This window comes from Pseudoclavibacter sp. AY1F1, from assembly GCF_002931075.1.
Lineage (GTDB): Bacteria > Actinomycetota > Actinomycetes > Actinomycetales > Microbacteriaceae > Pseudoclavibacter.
Genome location: NZ_PSTQ01000010.1, coordinates 25,381 through 42,310 on the forward strand (window position 1 = coordinate 25,381; position 16,930 = coordinate 42,310).

Sequence of the window (16,930 nt, forward strand, 5' to 3'; positions counted from 1 at the left end):
GATACAAGTGGGCGGTGCGATGCGCGTTCCAGCGCCCTAGCATGGGGTCGTGATCTCGATTCGGCCAGCAGTGACGGCGGACTTCCCGGCACTGCACGCTCTCTGGCGCCGCTCAGTCGAAGCGACGCACGCATTCCTCTCACGCTCACAACTCGACGCGATCGCGGTGGATGTGCGGGGGTACCTGCCCCGCCTGTCCGATCTGCGCGTCGCCGCGCAGGGTGACGAGGTCGCAGGATTCATTGCCGTCGAGGGTGACACCATCGAGGCGCTCTTCGTCGACGCGAAGGCTCAGGGGTGCGGGGTCGGGAGCGCGTTGCTGAGGTCGGTCCTCGCGGGGCGGACAACGCTGCGGGTCGATGTCAACGAGCAGAACCCTTCAGGGCGCGCCTTCTACGCGAGTCGAGGGTTCATCGAAGTCGGTCGTTCCGAGCTGGATGGGGAGGGGAGGCCGTTCCCGCTCCTGCACCTCCAGCTCACCGTCGAGACGTCAGAGGCGTCAGAGACCGAGCAGTAGCGAGGCGGCGATGCCCGCCATGACAACCGCGATGATCGCGTCGAGAACACGCCACGCGGCAGGCTTCGCGAAGACCGGCTGAAGAAGGCGTGCGCCGTAGCCGAGGGCCGCGAACCAGGCGATGCTCGCGGCCGCCGCGCCCGCGCCGAAGAGCCAACGTGCCTCGCCGTGCGTGTTGGCGACAGAACCGAGGAGCACAACCGTGTCCAGGTAGACGTGCGGGTTGAGCCAGGTGAGGGCGAGGCACGTGAGCACGGTCGGGAGCAGGGTGGGCGAGGTCTGCGCGTCGGCCGCATCCATTGCCTTCGGCCTGATCGCGCGGCGGGCGGCGAGCACGGCGTAGACCAGCAGGAAAGCGGCGCCCGCGATCCGCACAACGGTCGTCAGCCAGGGCAGGGCCGTGAAGACGATGCCGGCGCCGCCGATGCCCAGCAGGATGAGGAACGCGTCGGAGAGGGCACACACGGCGACGACCGCGAGCACGTGCTTGCGCAGGAGACCTTGGCGCAGCACAAACGCGTTCTGCGCGCCGATCGCGACGATGAGCGAGAGGCCGAAGCCGAACCCGGCGAGGGGTGTGAGGAGATCCAAGGTCATGTCGCGACGATATTGTGGGCACGGGCGTTGGCACCAGCTCATGTTCCTTGTGAATCATTAGTATTTCTTCATGTCTGGATCCGTGTCGCAGCCCTTCGACCCTCAACGCCTCGCCGCCCTCCGGGCTGCCGTCGAGACGGGGACGTTCGAGGCCGCCGCCCGTGAGCTGCGGGTCACGCCTTCGGCCATCAGTCAGCGCATCAAGTCGCTCGAGAGCCAGACGGGTCGCGTGCTGCTGCAGCGCAGCAAGCCGGTCGAGCCGACCGAATCCGGCGAGGTGCTGCTCCGGCTCGCGCGGCAGCTAGATGCGCTCGGCCGGGAAGCATCGAGTGTCCTCGGGCGGGTCGGCGGGGCATCCGGTGCCGGTGTGGGCGAGGGGGACGAGGAGCCGGTGCTGGAGCGGCTTCCGATCGCGGTCAACGCCGACTCGCTCGCGACCTGGCTGCTGCCCGCGCTCGCACCCCTAGCCGGGGAGATCGCCTTCGACCTGCACAGGGCCGACGAGACCCAGACCACTGAGCTGCTGCGGCGGGGCAGCGTGACGGCCGCCATCACGGCAGACCCCGTGCCGGTGCAGGGCTGCAGCTCGGTGCTGCTCGGGGCGATGCGGTACGTGCCCGTGGCGTCGCCCGAGTTCGCGGATCGCTGGTTCGGTGATGGGGACGCGGACGGTGGCGGTGGCGGTGGCGGTGACGGTGGCGGTGACGGTGACGGTGACGGTGACGGTGACGGTGATTGTGGCGGTGGCGGTGGCGGTGATGGTGATGGACGTGTTCGTCGTCGTGGCGGTGCTGGGGGTGGCGGTGGCGGTGCTGCTGGCGGTGCCGGTGATGGCGTCGGTGTCGGTGTCGGTGCCGGCGCCGGCGCCGGCGCCGGTGCAGGGTCGCTTGCTGCCTCGCTCGGTCGCGCCCCGGTTGTCTTGTTCGATCGCGCCGACACGCTCCAGGATCGCTACCTGCGCGGCCTCGGCGTCGACGCGGCGAGCCCGCCCTGCCACTACGTGCCCTCGTCTACCGACTTCGTCCGAGCCATCCGCCTCGGGTTCGGGTGGGGACTTGTGCCTGAACTGCAGTTGGGTGACGACGCCGCGCTGATTCCGATTGACCCCGGGGCGTCGATCGATGTGCCCCTGTTCTGGCAGCAGTGGCAGCTGCACACTGACGCGCTTGCCCGGTCGGCCGCGGCCGTCTCGGCGGCGGCCCGTGCGTCACTGAGATCTGGGGGCTGAGATCCGAACACTGAGATCTGCTCGCTGAGATCTGCCCGCTCAGGGCTGAGGTGAGATGGCTGGTTGAGGGTTGAGGGTTGAGGGTTGAGGGTTAAGAGTTGAGGGCAGACGGCACAGGGCTGAGGGCTGACCGTTACCGGGGCTCAGCCACCGCGGCGAGCACAACGGGGTCTTCGCATGCGCGAGCGAAGCTTCGGATGCGTCGATCGATGTCGCGCTGCAGCAGGTACCCGCCGATTCGCTCGGCGAGGGGAGCGAGCCATCTGGGCTTGCACGCGAAGTTGTACCGCCAGACGGCAAGAGTCGCGGGCTGGCCAGGGCCCTCGTCGTCCGGTGCGGGACTGAATCGCCAACCCCCGCCGAGCCGCTCGAAGAACCAGGAGCCTTTCGTCATCTTCATCCCCACGTTCGACGGCGGGTTGTAGGAGACGTATTCGCTGATCATGCGGAAGCCGAGGCGCTGCACAGTGAAGGTGCGCACGCCCTTCGCCGGCAGCGTGGCCCCGTCGAGGAAGTGCTGGCGGCGGATGAACGGGTCCCACCGCATCCGCACCTCGCCTGTGGTCTGGGATACGGCGAACGCGACCGCTGGGGTCACGGGGACAACGCAACGGGACTCGACGACGGGCATGCCCAATGGTCACACGCGCTGGTCGGACGATTGCCCGCGCGGACCCGAGACACCCTGGACGTCGGGGGCGACCTGGCGCCGCCGACGTCATCGTCGGCGACGGCTGGGACTTCTCCTGGCTCGCGGGGCGGGCCATCAAAGAACGACCGAGCTGGGGCTGCTCGCGCCTGCTGGGTGAGCGGATGCTGCGTGCGAGCGCATCGCTCGATATTCAGACCGGCGGAGGCGAGGTCCTCACTATGTCACCCGTGATGCCGCCGCTAGCCGTGCCGATGGAGTCGTTCCCGCTGAACCTTGCGAAGTCGACCAGGCTCCTGCATCCACTGGTGGTGGTAGCGGTGGTAGCGGGGATAGTGGTGGTGGTGGGTGGTCCTCGCCGTGGTCGTCGTCGCCGATGCGCCGCGATTGTCGTTCGCGAACGAAGCCTTTGACGTCGTGACGAGTCGGCACCATGCCACGAACCGGTGGGCGGAGGCCGTCCGCTCGCTGCGGGGCAGTGGTCGCGCCGAGCCGCGCGACCACTGCCCCGCCGAGCCGCGCGACCACTGCCCCGCCGAGGCCGTCCGCTTGCTGCGGCCAGGCGGCACGTACTATGTCCAGCACGTCGGGCCTACCGATGCGGTCGAGCTCATCGAGCTCATCGAGTTCTTCCTGGCCCCAGCCAGCGGCGCAGCTCGGGCGACGGGCCGCGCCGAGGTGGACGCTGCCAGAGCCGTCGGCCTCGAGATCGTCGGCCTCGAGTTTGTCGGCCTCGAGATCGTCGGCCTCCGCGAGGAGCGGCCTCGCATTGCGATCCACGATCTCGACGCCGTCGTCTCTTCGCTGCGGCAAGTGATCTGGTGGGTGGCCGGCTTCACTCTCGAGGCGCACCGGGCCGCCTGCGTGGCCGCCACGACCTCGTCCAGAGCCGGGGCCGTTCGTCGCCCATTCGTCGCGCCACCTCGTCGAGGCGCGGCTGCCCGCCTGAGTGCTTCGTGGCTTCCTCACCGGAGATGCCTTCCTCGCCAGAGATGCCTTCCTCACCAGAGATGCCTTCCTCGCCAGAGCTGCGCTCCTCACCAGAGGTGTGGAGGATCGCGTGATTGCCTGGGAGTAGTGACCTCCGCAGAAGAGCGGTGCGAATAGCGCTGCGAACACCTCTGCCATCGAATTTGCGATTGAACGGCGGGACCCACCATGGAAGACAACCAGCACAGTGACGAGCGCCTGGGAGACTCATTCGCAGGCGACCCCGTTGGGGACCCAGCTGATCTCGTCGCCCGCGAGGAGAAGTCCGGTGCTGAGCCGCCAGCCGAGAAGGGTGACCTCCTCGGGGCGGTCGGGAAGCTTGCAAACGTGTTTGCGTTCGGCAAGGTCTCTGACGCGTCGGCGGCCGCGGCAACCGGCGACGGAACCCGCGCGAACGACCCAGACGATGATCTGACCTGGGGCACCGGCGGGGCCCGACGCGCACGGTAGCGGTAGCGGTGGCGGTGGCGGTGGCGGTGGCCGTGCCCGTAGCCTTAGTTTTCGTCTGCGTCTGCGTCTGCGTCTGCGTCTGCGTCTTCGCCTGCGCGGGCCCCGGGGTTGGGCGAAGGCCAGCGGTCAGGGCGTGGTTAGCTCGTGTCTGCCAATGTCCCGGCTACCCCGCTCGACCTGATCGCGCGATCTGCTGCGTTGGAGGACTCGCCGAATCCTCCGCCTAGGGCTTCGTTCTCCGTCCTGCATGTCAGAGCCCTGCAAGTCAAAACCCTGCATGTCAGAACCCTGCATCTCACAGACGGGGCGGTGCTCGCTGCGCCGATTCATGTCGGACCGTCTCTAGTCGACGACGAACAGCCTTGCGCCGGTGCTGGTGCTCGACCGGTGAGCTTCCATATCGGTGCCGACTTGGTAGCTTTGGCCGGCCTGGAGGGTGACGAGGCGCCCGTCATCGAGCTCCGTGTCGAGGCTGCCTTCGAGAACGAAAAGCACGTGGCCTCGTGAGCACCAGTGGTCGGCCAGGTAGCCGGGCGAATAGTCCACCAGGCGGATGCGCGTCTCGCCGATCTGCTGTGTACGCCAGATCGCCTCGCCAGTGGCTCCCGTGTGCACGGTCGGTGTTTGCGAGGCCCAGTCGGTGGTGGTGAATGCGTGACCCGGGAGATTCATGGCTGGGAGCTACATCGCCGCCGGAGTGACATCGGCTTCCGCGCCTCGCATCGCGTCTGCGGTGATCTCGAGGGAGCGGATACGGTCGGCGCTCTGGAGGGCTCCGTGTCCGATGATGAGCTCGTCTGCTCCGGTCGCCTCGGCGAACTCGGTGAGGTAGTCGCGCACCTCGGGGCCTGTGCCGACGGCCGTGTAGCGCATCATGTTCGCGATCTGCTGCCCCTGTGGGCTCGCGATGATCTGGTCCATCTGCTCGTCGGTGAAGTCGGAGTTCGGGCCGCGGAGGAGGATGCTGCGGAGTCGCGAACGGCGTGAGCGAGCGAACTGCTCCTGCGCATCCGCCGCGTCGGGGGCCGCGACGACGTTCACGCCGACGATGAGGTGCGGCGCGGCCAACTGCTCTGATGGCTGGAACTGCTCGCGGTACAGGGCGATGGCCTGGAACAGCTGGTCCGGCGCGAAGTGGGACGCGAAGGCGTACGGGAGGCCGAGCTGCGCGGCGAGCTGCGCACCGAAAAGGCTCGAGCCAAGGATGTAGAGGGGCACGTTGGTGCCGCCGCCGGGCACGGCCTGCACGCCCGGGATGGTCGACTCGCCGCGGAGGAAAGCCTGCAACTCGAGAACGTCCTGCGGGAACTCGTTTGCGGAAGCGGGTGAGCGTCGCAGCGCGCGGAACGTCGCCTGGTCGCTACCGGGGGCGCGGCCGAGGCCGAGGTCGATGCGGTCGGGGTAGAGAGTCGCGAGGGTGCCGAACTGCTCGGCGATGACCAACGGGGAGTGGTTCGGGAGCATGATGCCGCCGGCACCGAGGCGGATCGTCGAGGTCTGCGACGCGATGTGCCCGATGAGCACGCTCGTCGCACTCGAAGCGATCGTGGGCATGTTGTGGTGCTCGGCGTACCAGACGCGTCGGTACCCGGACCGTTCGGCTGCCTGGGCGAGCTCGACGCTCGCCTGGAAGCTCTCCCTCACGGTCTGGCCGGGGGCGATGGGGGCGAGGTCAAGGATGGAGAGAGGAACAGTCACCTTGAATGCAACCGACGGCACGCTTCTCCTGTTCCCGGCGGTTCGTGTCGCGTGTCGCGTTGCGTTGCGCTGTTGCCGTGCCGACCGTGCCGGCTGTGCCGACTGTGCCGACTGTGCCGACCGTGCCGACCGTGCCGACCGTGCCGACCGTGCCGGCTGTGCTGTGCCGTGCCGTGCCGGCTGTGCTGTGTCGTGCCGGCTTTGCCGGGCCGGGCCGGGCTGTGCCGGGCTGTGCCGTGTCGCGCCGGGCTGTGCCGCTGTGCGGGTGCGGCTGGCCCGGGGCTGCCCCTTGGTCCCGTGCGCCTGCCTACTCGTCGCCGAGGTAGAAGGATGCGGTGCGGGCGGCGGAGTCGTGTGCGTCGTCGGGGTCGGCTCCGGCGCTGAGGTGGGCGAGGCACCAGCGTTCGGCCGCCGACTCGATGAACTGGTTGCCTTCCTCGGAGTCGTTGAAGGCGGACATGATGGCGTGCACATCCCTGACTCCTTCAGTGCGTGCTGGAGTGCCTGCTTGAGTGCCTTCTTCACTGCCTACTTGAGCTTCACTGCCTACTTGAGCTTCACTGCCCACTTGAGTGCCGTTGTGGGTGGCGCCGTGGGCCGCTCCGTCGGCGAGCGCGAGGGCCAGCGCGAGGAAGGCGCCGTCCCAGCCGATGCCGGTTGCGGCTGGGCCGTACTGAGCCCAGTGCTCGTTGTCCGGGACGGTGTGGTGCAACGTGAGGTGGGTGCCACCCGTTGCGATGTGCTCGAGTCTCAGGCTGACGCGGCTGACATCGCCCTCGTACTCCCAAGTCACCCGGAGCTCTGAGCTCGGCTCGCAGTGCTCGATCGTGCCGGATGTTCCGCTGGCCGTCAGCCTGTACCTCCCGCCTTGTGCGAGCTCGCCTTCGAGGGGCTCAAACCAGCGCGCGAGGCCTGTGGGTGTTGCGCAGGCCGCCCATACGGATTCGGGGGTGTTCGTGAAGGTGCGATCGAGCGTCACGACGTAGCTTGTTCCGTCCCGCGCGACGCTGCGCGTGACGTTCTCGAGGCTCTCGGTTGACGCTCCGGTGGGGGATACCGGTTTCGTTTTCATTTCGACAGGTTGCCTGCAGTTGTTGTGGAATCCCACAGACCCGGGGAATTGGCGTGACCTCCCATCCGGGCGCAACGGCGCGAGTGTAGCGGGGTTGCCCGTGTCTGGAAGGACTGCGTGTGTCTGTGTGTGTCCGGAAGGACTGTGTGTCCGGAGGGACTGTGTATCCGGAAGGACTGCGTGTCCGGAGGGACTGTGTGCGTCGAGAACAACTGCGTGTGTCGAAGAGGACCGTGCGTGTCTAGAACGGTGGCCGAGGTCGATCCGTGAGCGGATCCGGAGGTCCGTCCGGAGGCGCGTCCCCAAGCGCCGGCCCTGACCTCGCAGCGGTCACCGAGTCCCTGAAGGCGAGTTCGTCGCTTGGTGTGAAGATCACGCCGTAGGGTTCGGGTCGGTCGATGTAGACCTTCCCGCTCGGAGTGGTCCATTCGAGGATCCCGCCGCCTAACTGTCTGACTTGCCAGGCGGTGTGGTGTTTCACGATGTGGTGCGCGAGGCAGAAGTCGCTGAGGTTCCAGACGGCGGTCTTGCCCCCGTACTGGTGATCGATGGTGTGATCGAGTTCGCATCTCGCGGCGGGTTGTCGGCAGCCGATGAAGCGGCAGTGCACGTCGCGGGCTTGGAGGAACTCGCGCATCGCGGCGGTGGGCGTGTACGAGTCGACGGCCTGCACGGCGCCCGTGACCGGGTGGGTGAGGACGCGGAGGAAGGCTGGCGCGGTGGCGGCGAGGCGTTTCGCTTCTTCGAGCGGCATGGGCGACATGCCATCCAGCAGCGCCGGAGCAAAGCCCCGGCCGCCTGGGCCGCCGGAGTTGAGGCCGCGGCTGCCGGGGCCGCGGCTGTTCGGGCCGGCGAGCATGCTCGTGGCGGGGATGCTGATGTGCGCGGTGGCTTGGATGCCTCGGGCGGCGGTGGCCGAGGGGTTCATGGGGTCGCTGGTGAGGAGCGTGTCCGCGATGACGTCCGACATGACCTGGTCAAGGGTGCGCTCGTCGGGCGCATGGTCCGCGCTGTCTTCCCCGCCCGCCGCGTTGATGCTCGTGTCCGCTGCAGCGTTCGCGCCGTCCGCTGGCTCTTCGATCGTGGCGTCTGGCTTGGGGCGGGCCTTGATGATCGCTTTGCCCTGCTTCCGCGCCCGGTCCAGGACAGCGTTCGCGACAAACGAGCTCATCAGCACACGCAGCACGCTCATGCCGTCGCCGAGGTCCTCGACGCTCGCGCGGCGGCGTTTCTTCGCCCGCTCGTAACGCTGATCGATGGACTCCCCGGTGAGCTCCTCCGCGACCCGCTCAGCCGCCTTCTGGAGAGCCTTGGGCGGCAACGGTTCCTGCCGCACCCGCTCGAGCATGACCTGCAGGAACTCGGCCCGACGCAGCGCCTGCTCCGCGGGATCCTCATGGTTCACCTTCAACCCGACGCTCGCGAGCGTGCTCGCCTGCGCAGGCGTTGCCAGGTTCTCCTCGAGCGCGAGCGTGAGCGCCGGGAACTCCCGCAACGTCACCGCCGCCGACGCCCGGTGCCCCTGCGCGGTCCCAGCGGCGAGCCTCACCAGCAGCCCTACCTCGTTCGCGATCGAGCGCACGTGCATCGCCGACTCCGCGCACCCCTCAGCACGATCAAGGGCGTGCCCGAACTCGTACGCGGCCGCGTGCGCCCGCAACTGCAACGCGGTACCCGCCGCGAGCATCGCCGCGGCAGCCTCCTCCAACGCCAGGATCTCCGACCGCCGCGCCGCGACCGACACCGGATCCGAAGGGTCAAACCCAGGGTCCGGAACGTCATCATCGCGGTGCTGTTGCATGCCCCAAACACTACGCACCACCACCGACATTTCAGTGGGTCGTGGATAACTTTTTCACCGACGAAGCACTTTTCACAGGCCCATTCGCCAGTTATCCCCAGACGTAGTCGTAACCTTATTCCACGATTTTCGTTGCTGTGTTCGAATCTTGTCTAATCGCTTGTGTGAACTCGTGATAACTACAAAGTTGCAGTGTTCTCTGCGCCGCACTCAACTCGGACTCCGCTTTCGCAACGGTCTGCCCTTGAGGCCGATCTTGTCCGTGGTCTGCCTCACAATGAACGAATGCACATCCTGGTCACGTCGCTCGAGCGCGGCTTCGCGCTCGAAGATCGACGCGACGCCGTACCCGCCGCCCACTCCGCTCACTCCAGCTCCACTTCTGGTAGTTCGACTTCCTCCGCCACCGCTGACTCGAACCCGGGAGTGCGGATCGTCCCCGACGCGATCGGGCTCGCGCAGCTGGTGTCCGAGCGGGAGCGGTCTGCCACGCCGGGCGACCCGATCCGGTGGGTGTGGAACAGCCAGGACATCGTGCCTCGTCTTCTCGCTCACGGGGTGCGCGTGGGGCGCTGCCACGACCTTCGGCTCACCGGCCGCATCCTCATCACCGCCGGTTACCTCGATGCCCGCTTCGATGTCGCGGACGCTCGGGGAGGGGCACACCCCGGAGAGGGCCTCTTCGATCTCGACGCCGAGAATCCGGGCACGGTCGCGGCGACGCGGGAGCTCTTCGAGGCGCAACTCGCTGCGATCGAGGCCGCCGATCAAGGGGGAACCAGGAAAGGCGCCCTGGCTTTTCTCGTGGGTGCTGAGAGCGCGGGAACGCTCGTCGCGGCCGAGTTGCGTGCGTCGGGTATGCCTTTCAGTGTCGAACGGCACGAGCGTGTTCTGGTGGACGTGCTCGGGTCGAGGCGTGCTGGCGGACGGCCCGCGAAGCTCGAGGCCGCTGCCTCATCCGTTCGGGCTGCGCTCGGCGAGCAGACGCTGAACGTCGACTCCCCGAAGGACCTGCTGGCCGCCCTTCGTCGGGCGGGACTCGACGTTGCGAGCACCAGCAAATGGGAACTCTGGGGCAAGGAACACCCCGTCGTCGAGGCGCTGCTGCACTACAAGCGTCTACATCGCCTCTTCACGGCGAACGGATGGACGTGGCGAGACGAGTGGATTCACGGCGGGCGCTTCCGGCCCGACTACGTTCCAGGCGGGGTCGTGACCGGGCGTTGGGCGACGAGCGGAGGCGGGGCGATGCAGCTCCCGAAGGAGATCCGCAGCGCCGTCGTTGCTGACCCCGGCTGGAAGCTCATCGTCGCCGACGCGGCCCAGCTCGAGCCTCGCATCCTCGCCGCGATGTCGGGCGACGAGGCAATGGCCAGAGCCGGTGCGCAGCGCGACATGTACACCGCTTTCGTGGACCGCGGCGTCGTGCCGGATCGCGACAGTGCGAAGGTGGCGATGCTCGGTGCCATGTACGGCGCGACAACCGGCCAGAGCGCCGTCCTGCTACCTGGCCTCGAACGGGTCTACCCGCGTGCCATGGGGCTCGTAGCGTCTGCAGCACGATCCGGAGAACGCGGCCAACAGGTGCACACCTGGCTTGGACGCACCTCGCCGTGGCCGCCCGCGGAGTTCTCGCCGCGCGACTTCGGCCGCTTCACGCGCAACTTCATCGTGCAGGGCACCGCCGCCGAATGGGCGCTCACCTGGATGGCGGGCATCAGGCAGCGCCTCGCCAAGCTCGGCGTGGTGACAGGGGGAGCGACTGGGGCGGTTGTGGATGCTCCACTCGAGCAGACCGCCCACCTCGCCTACTTCCTGCACGACGAAGTTGTGGTGCATGCGCCCGCTGAGGTCGCCGAGCGCGCGGCGGTGGAGGTCGTGGCGGCCGCCGCCGAAGCCGGGCGGCTCCTCTTCTCGGGCAGCCAAGTCACCTTCCCCGTGGTTGCGCACGTCGTCGACAGTTACGGCGACGCCAAGTAGGGGCATGGACGCCGACTGAACTCTGGGAAAAGATGCCCACAAATAGGGATAGTCGTGATCGAAGTCTGCTGGTGTGCTTGGACTATCGCAGCCCGGGGTGTTGCGACTGTGTGCGCGACTGGGGAGTTCGCCGCACGGGGAGCGCGGATGCTCATGGGAACGGGCATCCGCGTTTCCGACTCCTCTGCATCGACCCCGCCAGTGCTGTCAGCGTTTCGGCCACACCCACTGCGGGCCCTCGAACTGCAACTGGCCGCGAATGCTCGTGGAGCCCGATTCTTTCTCGAGCTCGATGACGTTCGCGTCGTCGCGCAGTCCGTCGACCAGGGGCTGCGAGTGTGTGACCACGATGACCTGCGTGTGCTCGGATGCGCGCCTGATCAGGCCCGCGAGTGTCGGAAGCAGGCTGGGGTGCAGACTCGCCTCCGGCTCGTTCAGGACCAGCAGTTCCGGCATTCGGGGAGACAGGAGTGCGGTGGCGAGCAGGATCATCCGGAGCGTGCCATCGGATAGCTCCCGGGCATCGAGCGGCCTCGCGAGGCCGGGCTGCGACATGACGAGCCTCGCCATGCCCGACTCCTCTTCTTCGATACCGACGCTCGAGCCCGGGAATGCGGCGTCGATGGCAGCGTGGAACGCCCTCGCGTTACCGACCCGCTGCACCGTCGCAAGGGCCGCGGGGAGGCGCGAGCCGTCATTCGGTAGCACTGGGGTGAAGGTCGCAGGGCTCGGCAGCCTCGCCGGTGCCGCCGCGTCGGTGCGGAGGTAATCGAGGAAGCGCCAGCCCCGTGCCGACTCTCGGAGCGCGTAGAGCTCCGGGGTAGTCGAAGGGTCTGCGAGCGTCGCGAGCATCGACTCTGCCTCCCGCACACTCCACTCGGCGTGCACAAGCTTGAAGTTGGCGTCACGCACCTTGACCAGATTTCCTCGACGCTCGACGAGGGTTGTCGAGGGCCGCAGCAGCTCGCTGGACCAGACGAGCTCGCTTTTCACGACCGGGTCGAACGGGAAGTCGGAGATGACGGGGATTCCGAGATCGATCGCGAAGTTCTGCAGTGGCCGCGGATGCTTCATCGGCGGCATGCCGAGATCAGTGGCGTACGAGGCCGTCGAGGTGCGGAGTCCGAGCTTGAGGGTGACGGGCGTGCCACGAGACCGTTCGCCCGCGTGCAGAGCTGCGCGCAGGCCGCCCTCCATCGCGAGCGACGACAGGGCACCTTCGCGGATGATGTCGTGCAGCAGGCGCAGGGCCCGGTACAGATTCGACTTTCCGCTGCCGTTCGCACCAGTGACGACGTTGAGGCGTTCGAGTCCCACGGTGACGCTCTTGATGGACCGGTAGTTCTCGATGGCGAGGAGTTCAAGCATGCCCACACGCTAGGAGGTGCCACCGACAAATGGCTTGCGAGCGCGCAAAAGCCCCTCAGGCGGGAGATGAACTCCGACCTGAGGGGCTCTCGGCCTGTCTGGACTACTTGACCTGGCGGATGAGCTTCTTGTTGACGAACTCCTCGATGCCGAGCGAGCCGAGCTCGCGGCCGAAGCCCGAGCGCTTCACTCCGCCGAACGGAAGTTCCGGGCTGTCGAGGCCGACGCCGTTGATGTAGACCATGCCTGCCTCGATGGCGTCGGCGACGCGCTGCGCCTGCTCCTGGTCAGTCGTGAAGAGGTACGAGCCGAGGCCGAACGGGGTCGCGTTGGCGAGCTCGACGGCCTCCTCTTCGCTGCTGACCTTGTAGAGCGCGGCGACCGGGCCGAAGAACTCCTCGGTGTACGCGTCGTTGTCAGGCGTGACTCCGGCGAGCACCGTCGACTGGAAGAAGTTGCCGTCGTGACCGCCACCCGCGAGGAGCTGCGCGCCCTGCGCGACCGCGCGCTCGACCTGCTCGGCGAGGTTCTTCGTCGCCGGTGCAGAAGAGAGCGGCCCGAGCTCGGCGTCATCCTTGGTCGGGTCGACGGGGGCAACCGCAGCCATTGCAGCGGTGAACTTCTCGGCGAACTCCTCGTAGAGCGAGTCGATGACGATCATGCGCTTCGCGCCGTTGCAGGCCTGCCCGGAGTTGTCGAGACGGGCTGCGACGGCGGCCTCGACGGCCTCGTCGACGCTGTCGGTGCTGAGCAGGATGAACGGGTCTGACCCACCGAGCTCAAGCACTACCTTCTTGAGGTTGCGTCCCGCGATCTCGGCGACGGCCGCACCGGCGCGCTCGGAACCGGTCAGCGAGACGCCGTGGATGCGGTCGTCGGCGATGATGTCGGCGATCTGCTCGTTGGTGGCGAAGATGTTGACGTACGCGCCCTGCGGGAAGCCCGCATCCGCGAAGATCTGCTCAAGCGCCGTCGCCGACTCGGGGCACTGCCCGGCGTGCTTCAGCAGGATCGGGTTGCCGAGTACGAGGTTGGGGCCTGCGAAGCGGGCGACCTGATAGTAGGGGAAGTTCCACGGCATGATGCCGAGGAGGGGTCCAATCGCCGATCGCCGGATGAGGGCGGTCCCTTCACCGCCGAGCAGCTCGATTGGTGCGTCCTTCAGGAAGTTCTCCGCGTTGTCGGCGTAGTACTGCAGGATGTCGGCGCTGAAGTCGACCTCGCCATACGACTGCTCCATGGGCTTGCCCATCTCGCGGGTGATGATCTCGGCGAGCTCCTCGCGGCGCTCGCGGTGCAGTTCGGCGGCGCGGCTCATGAGGGCGGCGCGCTCGGCGACGGTGCTGGGCTTCGACCAGGTGCGGTACGCGTTGTCGAGGCTCTGCAGCGCAGTCTCGATGCCGTCTTCGGTGACGAGCGGGAATTCCTCTCCCTGATCGCCGGTCGCTGGGTTCACAACTACGTAGGTGCTCAAACTCACTCCAGACATTGGATGCGTGCGCGCAGCATCGCGCGATTGGGTGAAGCCTAGGAGATGTGGCCTAGGAAACCCAGGGTTCAGGCCGAATTAACTGAATATCGTTTATTTACCAGGTGCCTCTCCGGTGATGCGGCCCTAGGCTCTCGAGCGGCGGGATGCGCCCGCAGGTAGGGGATGGCATGAGCGAGCAGCCACACGACGATGTCCAGTTCTTCCGCGCGTTCAAGCGGTTCCTTGAACGCGTCAACGAGACGCCGGCCGAGGTCCAGGTTGTGCGCACGCCCTTCGGCGGCGAGCTGAGCGAGTTCCTCGGTGCCGACGCCGAGGCGCTCCCGGTTGTCGTCGAGGAGTTCGCGAGCTACCGGATCGTCGACGCCGACATTGCGCTCGAGGAGATCGCCGGCCGCGACGAGGCGAGGCTCGTCGGTGTCGCCGGCGGCTCCGCCCACGCGCACGCGGGTCTCGCGGAGCTCATTTCGAGCCCGCACATGCCGTTCAGGTCGGGCCCCGCCGAGTTCGCCGAGAAGGCGACGGGGCCCAGGTCAACACGACAGGTCGTGAGTTTCGGCGCACGCCTCTTCACCTACCGTGGCGCGCGAGTTGTGGTCATGCAGCGTGCATCCCGACCCGACATGGGGCGACCACAGGGGCAGCTCGAGGTGCTCACCGCCGCGGAGCCCTCGCTCGTCTCCGACCTCCTCGGCGAGGTGCGCGCCCTCATGGTCGAGCGCAGCGTGCTGCGCGGCAAGGTGCTCGCATTCGAGAACAGCGACTACCGGATGGACGCTGGCGCGTCGTTCCTGGAGCGACCGGACGTCGCCGAGGGTGACGTCATCCTGCCGCACGGCGTCCTCGAATCGGTGGTCGCGCACGTCATCGAGATCGGGCGGCAACGCGAGATCCTGCTTGCCGCCGGCCAGCACCTGAAGCGGGGCGTGCTGCTCTACGGGCCGCCAGGGACCGGGAAGACGCTCACCGTCAGGCATCTCCTGAGCCGGACGGAGGGGGTGACGGCCGTGCTGCTGACCGGGTCGAGCATCCAGCACATCAGCGTGGCCGCCGAACTGGCCCGCACACTGCAGCCGTCGATCGTCGTACTCGAGGACATTGACCTCGTCGCCATGGAACGCCACGCGTCGCCGCAGCCGCTGCTCTTCGAGGTCCTCGACGCGCTTGATGGCCTCGACGGCGATGCCGACGTCGCCTTCATCATGACCACGAACCGCGTCCAGGTGCTCGAGCGCGCCCTCGTCTCCAGGCCTGGTCGCGTCGACCTGGCCGTGGAGATCGCGCTGCCAGGCGGGCCGGAGCGCTTGCGCCTCCTCGAGAAGTACGCCGCAGGGTTGACGTTCAGCGAGGAAGCGCTTTTGGAGGCGTCTGGTCGCGCCGAGCAGACCACGGGTTCGTTCGCGAAGGAACTTGTCCGCCGCGCGGTGCTCGCCGCTGCGAGGGCAGGCGTCGAACCGGACGACAGCATTCTGCTGCACGAGCTCGACGAACTGATGTCGGCGCAGTCCGCGCTCACTCGGCGGCTGCTCGGCGACGGCACGGAACCGGACGGCGACGAGCTGGGCGGAGGTGGGATGGAAATCATCTCCACGGCGGAGGGCGACCGCACCGGCGCCGTCACCTACATCCCGCTGGGTGCCCAGGCCGACACCGGCTGGACCGCAGACGTACCCGATTCGGGTGCGGTCTACCCGCCTGGGGTGCCGGGCTTTGAGCCCAACACCGCGAGCAGTGCAGCGGTCAGCTCGGATCAGGCGGAGCAGTCGCGCGAGACGGGCGAGAACCGCAAGACGGGCGAGAACTGAGTATGCGTGCTGGAAGGGCGTGCCTGGTTTCCAGCATTGGAGCGGCCGCGTTGCTCACGACAAGCGGATGCTCGATCCTCATCCCGCAATACGGGCTCACGATCAGACAGGCGGTGGTTGACGCGGAGTACACGGGCCAGACTTCGCCAGCAACCCCGTTGAGATCACTGAGCCGGCCTGCGGTAACGAGATCGACTGCGTTGAGGCGTGGTCGACTGACCAGGCTGATTACTACCGTTTCGCGACCCGTGACAAGGCAACCGACTTCGCAGAGGGCCTTGGTGACGGTGCGCAATCGCATTTCATCGTCATGGACTTCGGTGGCAAGACCGGCGTCGACCGCCAGGAGCAGGAAGCGGCGTCCTGTTGGCTTCGAGGGGGTGCACTTCGACCATGAAGGGCCATGCATCGACTGAGTCAGCCGCTCCACCTTGTTCTCGATGCGGGCATCCGCGGAGTTTCCCCGGGCGTCACGAGCGGAAATGTCGACGAAAAGCTGGCACGTGCTCGCCGATCTGTGTTTTGTGCCCGCTTCCGCAACCGTTTTTGCTAGTTTGTTGAACTAGTTTCCCTGGCGTCCAGCGCGCCAGTACGAGGAGGACCATGGCGCAGAAGCCAGCCGAGCGCTCGTCCGGGTACTGGTACCCCACGGGTGGTGAGCACGCGACCTCAGTCGACGTGCTCAACCTGCTTCGCGAGTACCGCGAGGCGGAGGCGAAGATGCGCGCCAGAACGCGGTCATCCATGCGCATGAACGAGAACGACCTTCTTGCGCTCCGCTTCCTGCTCCAGCAGCAGAGGCACGGCAAGATCGTCGTGCAGAAAGACCTGGGGGAGCGCCTCAACATCTCTTCCGCGTCGGTAACGGGCCTGGTGGATCGCCTCGTGAAGAGCGGTCACGTCGAGCGCCGACCGCACCCGACCGACCGTCGGGCCTCGATCATCGCGCCGACAGGGGAATCCGACAGGGAAGTACGCGAGACGCTCGGCGTCATGCACCAGCGGATGATCGCCGTCGTGGACTCACTGAGCGTCGCGGAGCTCGACGGCGTCGCCAAGTTCCTGTCCGGAATGGTCGGCTCCGTCGAGGCGCCGCCTTCCGCTGGCGCAGAGGAAGCTGCCGACTCGGGAGCCGGTGACTCAGCAGGTGACTCAGCAGGTGGGAGCGTCGACGAGGCGCCAGTCATGGTTGTCCACCGCTCCTAAGCGGCGCACCACAGGCACATACTCGCTGCAGTGGAGCGAGTCAACCCCCACCTCCGAGACATTTAGTTAGATAAGCTACA

The 16,930-nt window shown here is 67.3% G+C and carries 15 protein-coding genes; 6 read left to right on the forward strand and 9 right to left on the reverse strand.

Annotated elements, in window-relative coordinates; genetic code table 11:
• Positions 1 to 49: 49 nt before the first annotated feature.
• The gene (locus C5B85_RS14090) at positions 50 to 517 is read left to right on the forward strand and encodes a GNAT family N-acetyltransferase (RefSeq protein ID WP_219819416.1); all 468 of its coding nucleotides are present in this window, start codon (positions 50 to 52) and stop codon (positions 515 to 517) included.
• On the opposite strand, the gene C5B85_RS14095 is transcribed toward C5B85_RS14090, so the two are convergent.
• A complete protein-coding gene (locus tag C5B85_RS14095; RefSeq protein WP_104286651.1) occupies positions 500 to 1,114 on the reverse strand; it encodes a LysE/ArgO family amino acid transporter in 615 nt (204 codons plus the stop codon). The genes C5B85_RS14090 and C5B85_RS14095 overlap by 18 nt on opposite strands.
• Before the next feature lie 70 nt (positions 1,115 to 1,184).
• On the opposite strand from C5B85_RS14095, the gene C5B85_RS19595 reads away from it, so the two are divergent.
• The gene (locus C5B85_RS19595; protein WP_181064448.1) at positions 1,185 to 2,342 is read left to right on the forward strand and encodes an ArgP/LysG family DNA-binding transcriptional regulator; all 1,158 of its coding nucleotides are present in this window, start codon (positions 1,185 to 1,187) and stop codon (positions 2,340 to 2,342) included.
• A 133-nt stretch (positions 2,343 to 2,475) separates the two neighbouring features.
• Here C5B85_RS19595 and C5B85_RS14105 read toward each other — a convergent pair whose 3' ends face one another.
• A complete protein-coding gene (locus tag C5B85_RS14105; RefSeq protein WP_104286652.1) occupies positions 2,476 to 2,973 on the reverse strand; it encodes an SRPBCC family protein in 498 nt (165 codons plus the stop codon).
• Between the two features lie 237 nt (positions 2,974 to 3,210).
• On the reverse strand, positions 3,211 to 3,960 hold the full coding sequence (locus C5B85_RS19260; protein ID WP_181064449.1) for a hypothetical protein: 750 nt from the start codon (positions 3,958 to 3,960) through the stop codon (positions 3,211 to 3,213).
• A 189-nt stretch (positions 3,961 to 4,149) separates the two neighbouring features.
• On the opposite strand from C5B85_RS19260, the gene C5B85_RS14115 reads away from it, so the two are divergent.
• Positions 4,150 to 4,431, forward strand: coding sequence for a hypothetical protein (locus C5B85_RS14115; protein WP_104286653.1), 282 nt, complete (start codon positions 4,150 to 4,152; stop codon positions 4,429 to 4,431).
• 342 nt (positions 4,432 to 4,773) lie between these two features.
• Here C5B85_RS14115 and C5B85_RS14125 read toward each other — a convergent pair whose 3' ends face one another.
• The 4 genes from C5B85_RS14125 to C5B85_RS14145 form a co-directional block, all read right to left on the reverse strand.
• Positions 4,774 to 5,103: a DHCW motif cupin fold protein gene (locus C5B85_RS14125; protein ID WP_104286655.1), complete on the reverse strand. Its 330-nt coding sequence runs from the start codon at positions 5,101 to 5,103 to the stop codon at positions 4,774 to 4,776.
• Positions 5,104 to 5,112: 9 nt separating this feature from the next.
• Positions 5,113 to 6,129, reverse strand: coding sequence for an LLM class flavin-dependent oxidoreductase (locus tag C5B85_RS14130; RefSeq protein WP_104286757.1), 1,017 nt, complete (start codon positions 6,127 to 6,129; stop codon positions 5,113 to 5,115).
• A 307-nt stretch (positions 6,130 to 6,436) separates the two neighbouring features.
• On the reverse strand, positions 6,437 to 7,201 hold the full coding sequence (locus tag C5B85_RS14140; protein ID WP_104286656.1) for an SRPBCC domain-containing protein: 765 nt from the start codon (positions 7,199 to 7,201) through the stop codon (positions 6,437 to 6,439).
• Between the two features lie 241 nt (positions 7,202 to 7,442).
• Positions 7,443 to 9,002 (reverse strand): HNH endonuclease signature motif containing protein, encoded by a 1,560-nt coding sequence (locus C5B85_RS14145; RefSeq protein WP_104286657.1) that lies wholly within the window; start codon positions 9,000 to 9,002, stop codon positions 7,443 to 7,445.
• Between the two features lie 285 nt (positions 9,003 to 9,287).
• Between C5B85_RS14145 and C5B85_RS14150 the strand changes: the two genes are divergently transcribed.
• The gene (locus C5B85_RS14150) at positions 9,288 to 10,982 is read left to right on the forward strand and encodes a bifunctional 3'-5' exonuclease/DNA polymerase (protein ID WP_104286658.1); all 1,695 of its coding nucleotides are present in this window, start codon (positions 9,288 to 9,290) and stop codon (positions 10,980 to 10,982) included.
• A 207-nt stretch (positions 10,983 to 11,189) separates the two neighbouring features.
• Here the strand turns inward: C5B85_RS14150 and C5B85_RS14155 are convergent, their stop codons facing one another.
• A complete protein-coding gene (locus C5B85_RS14155) occupies positions 11,190 to 12,350 on the reverse strand; it encodes an AAA family ATPase (protein ID WP_104286758.1) in 1,161 nt (386 codons plus the stop codon).
• A 103-nt stretch (positions 12,351 to 12,453) separates the two neighbouring features.
• Positions 12,454 to 13,824: an NAD-dependent succinate-semialdehyde dehydrogenase gene (locus C5B85_RS14160; protein ID WP_181064450.1), complete on the reverse strand. Its 1,371-nt coding sequence runs from the start codon at positions 13,822 to 13,824 to the stop codon at positions 12,454 to 12,456.
• Between the two features lie 185 nt (positions 13,825 to 14,009).
• Between C5B85_RS14160 and C5B85_RS14165 the strand changes: the two genes are divergently transcribed.
• A complete protein-coding gene (locus C5B85_RS14165) occupies positions 14,010 to 15,644 on the forward strand; it encodes an ATP-binding protein (RefSeq protein WP_104286660.1) in 1,635 nt (544 codons plus the stop codon).
• A 603-nt stretch (positions 15,645 to 16,247) separates the two neighbouring features.
• Positions 16,248 to 16,850: a MarR family winged helix-turn-helix transcriptional regulator gene (locus tag C5B85_RS14170; protein ID WP_104286661.1), complete on the forward strand. Its 603-nt coding sequence runs from the start codon at positions 16,248 to 16,250 to the stop codon at positions 16,848 to 16,850.
• Positions 16,851 to 16,930: the final 80 nt, after the last annotated feature.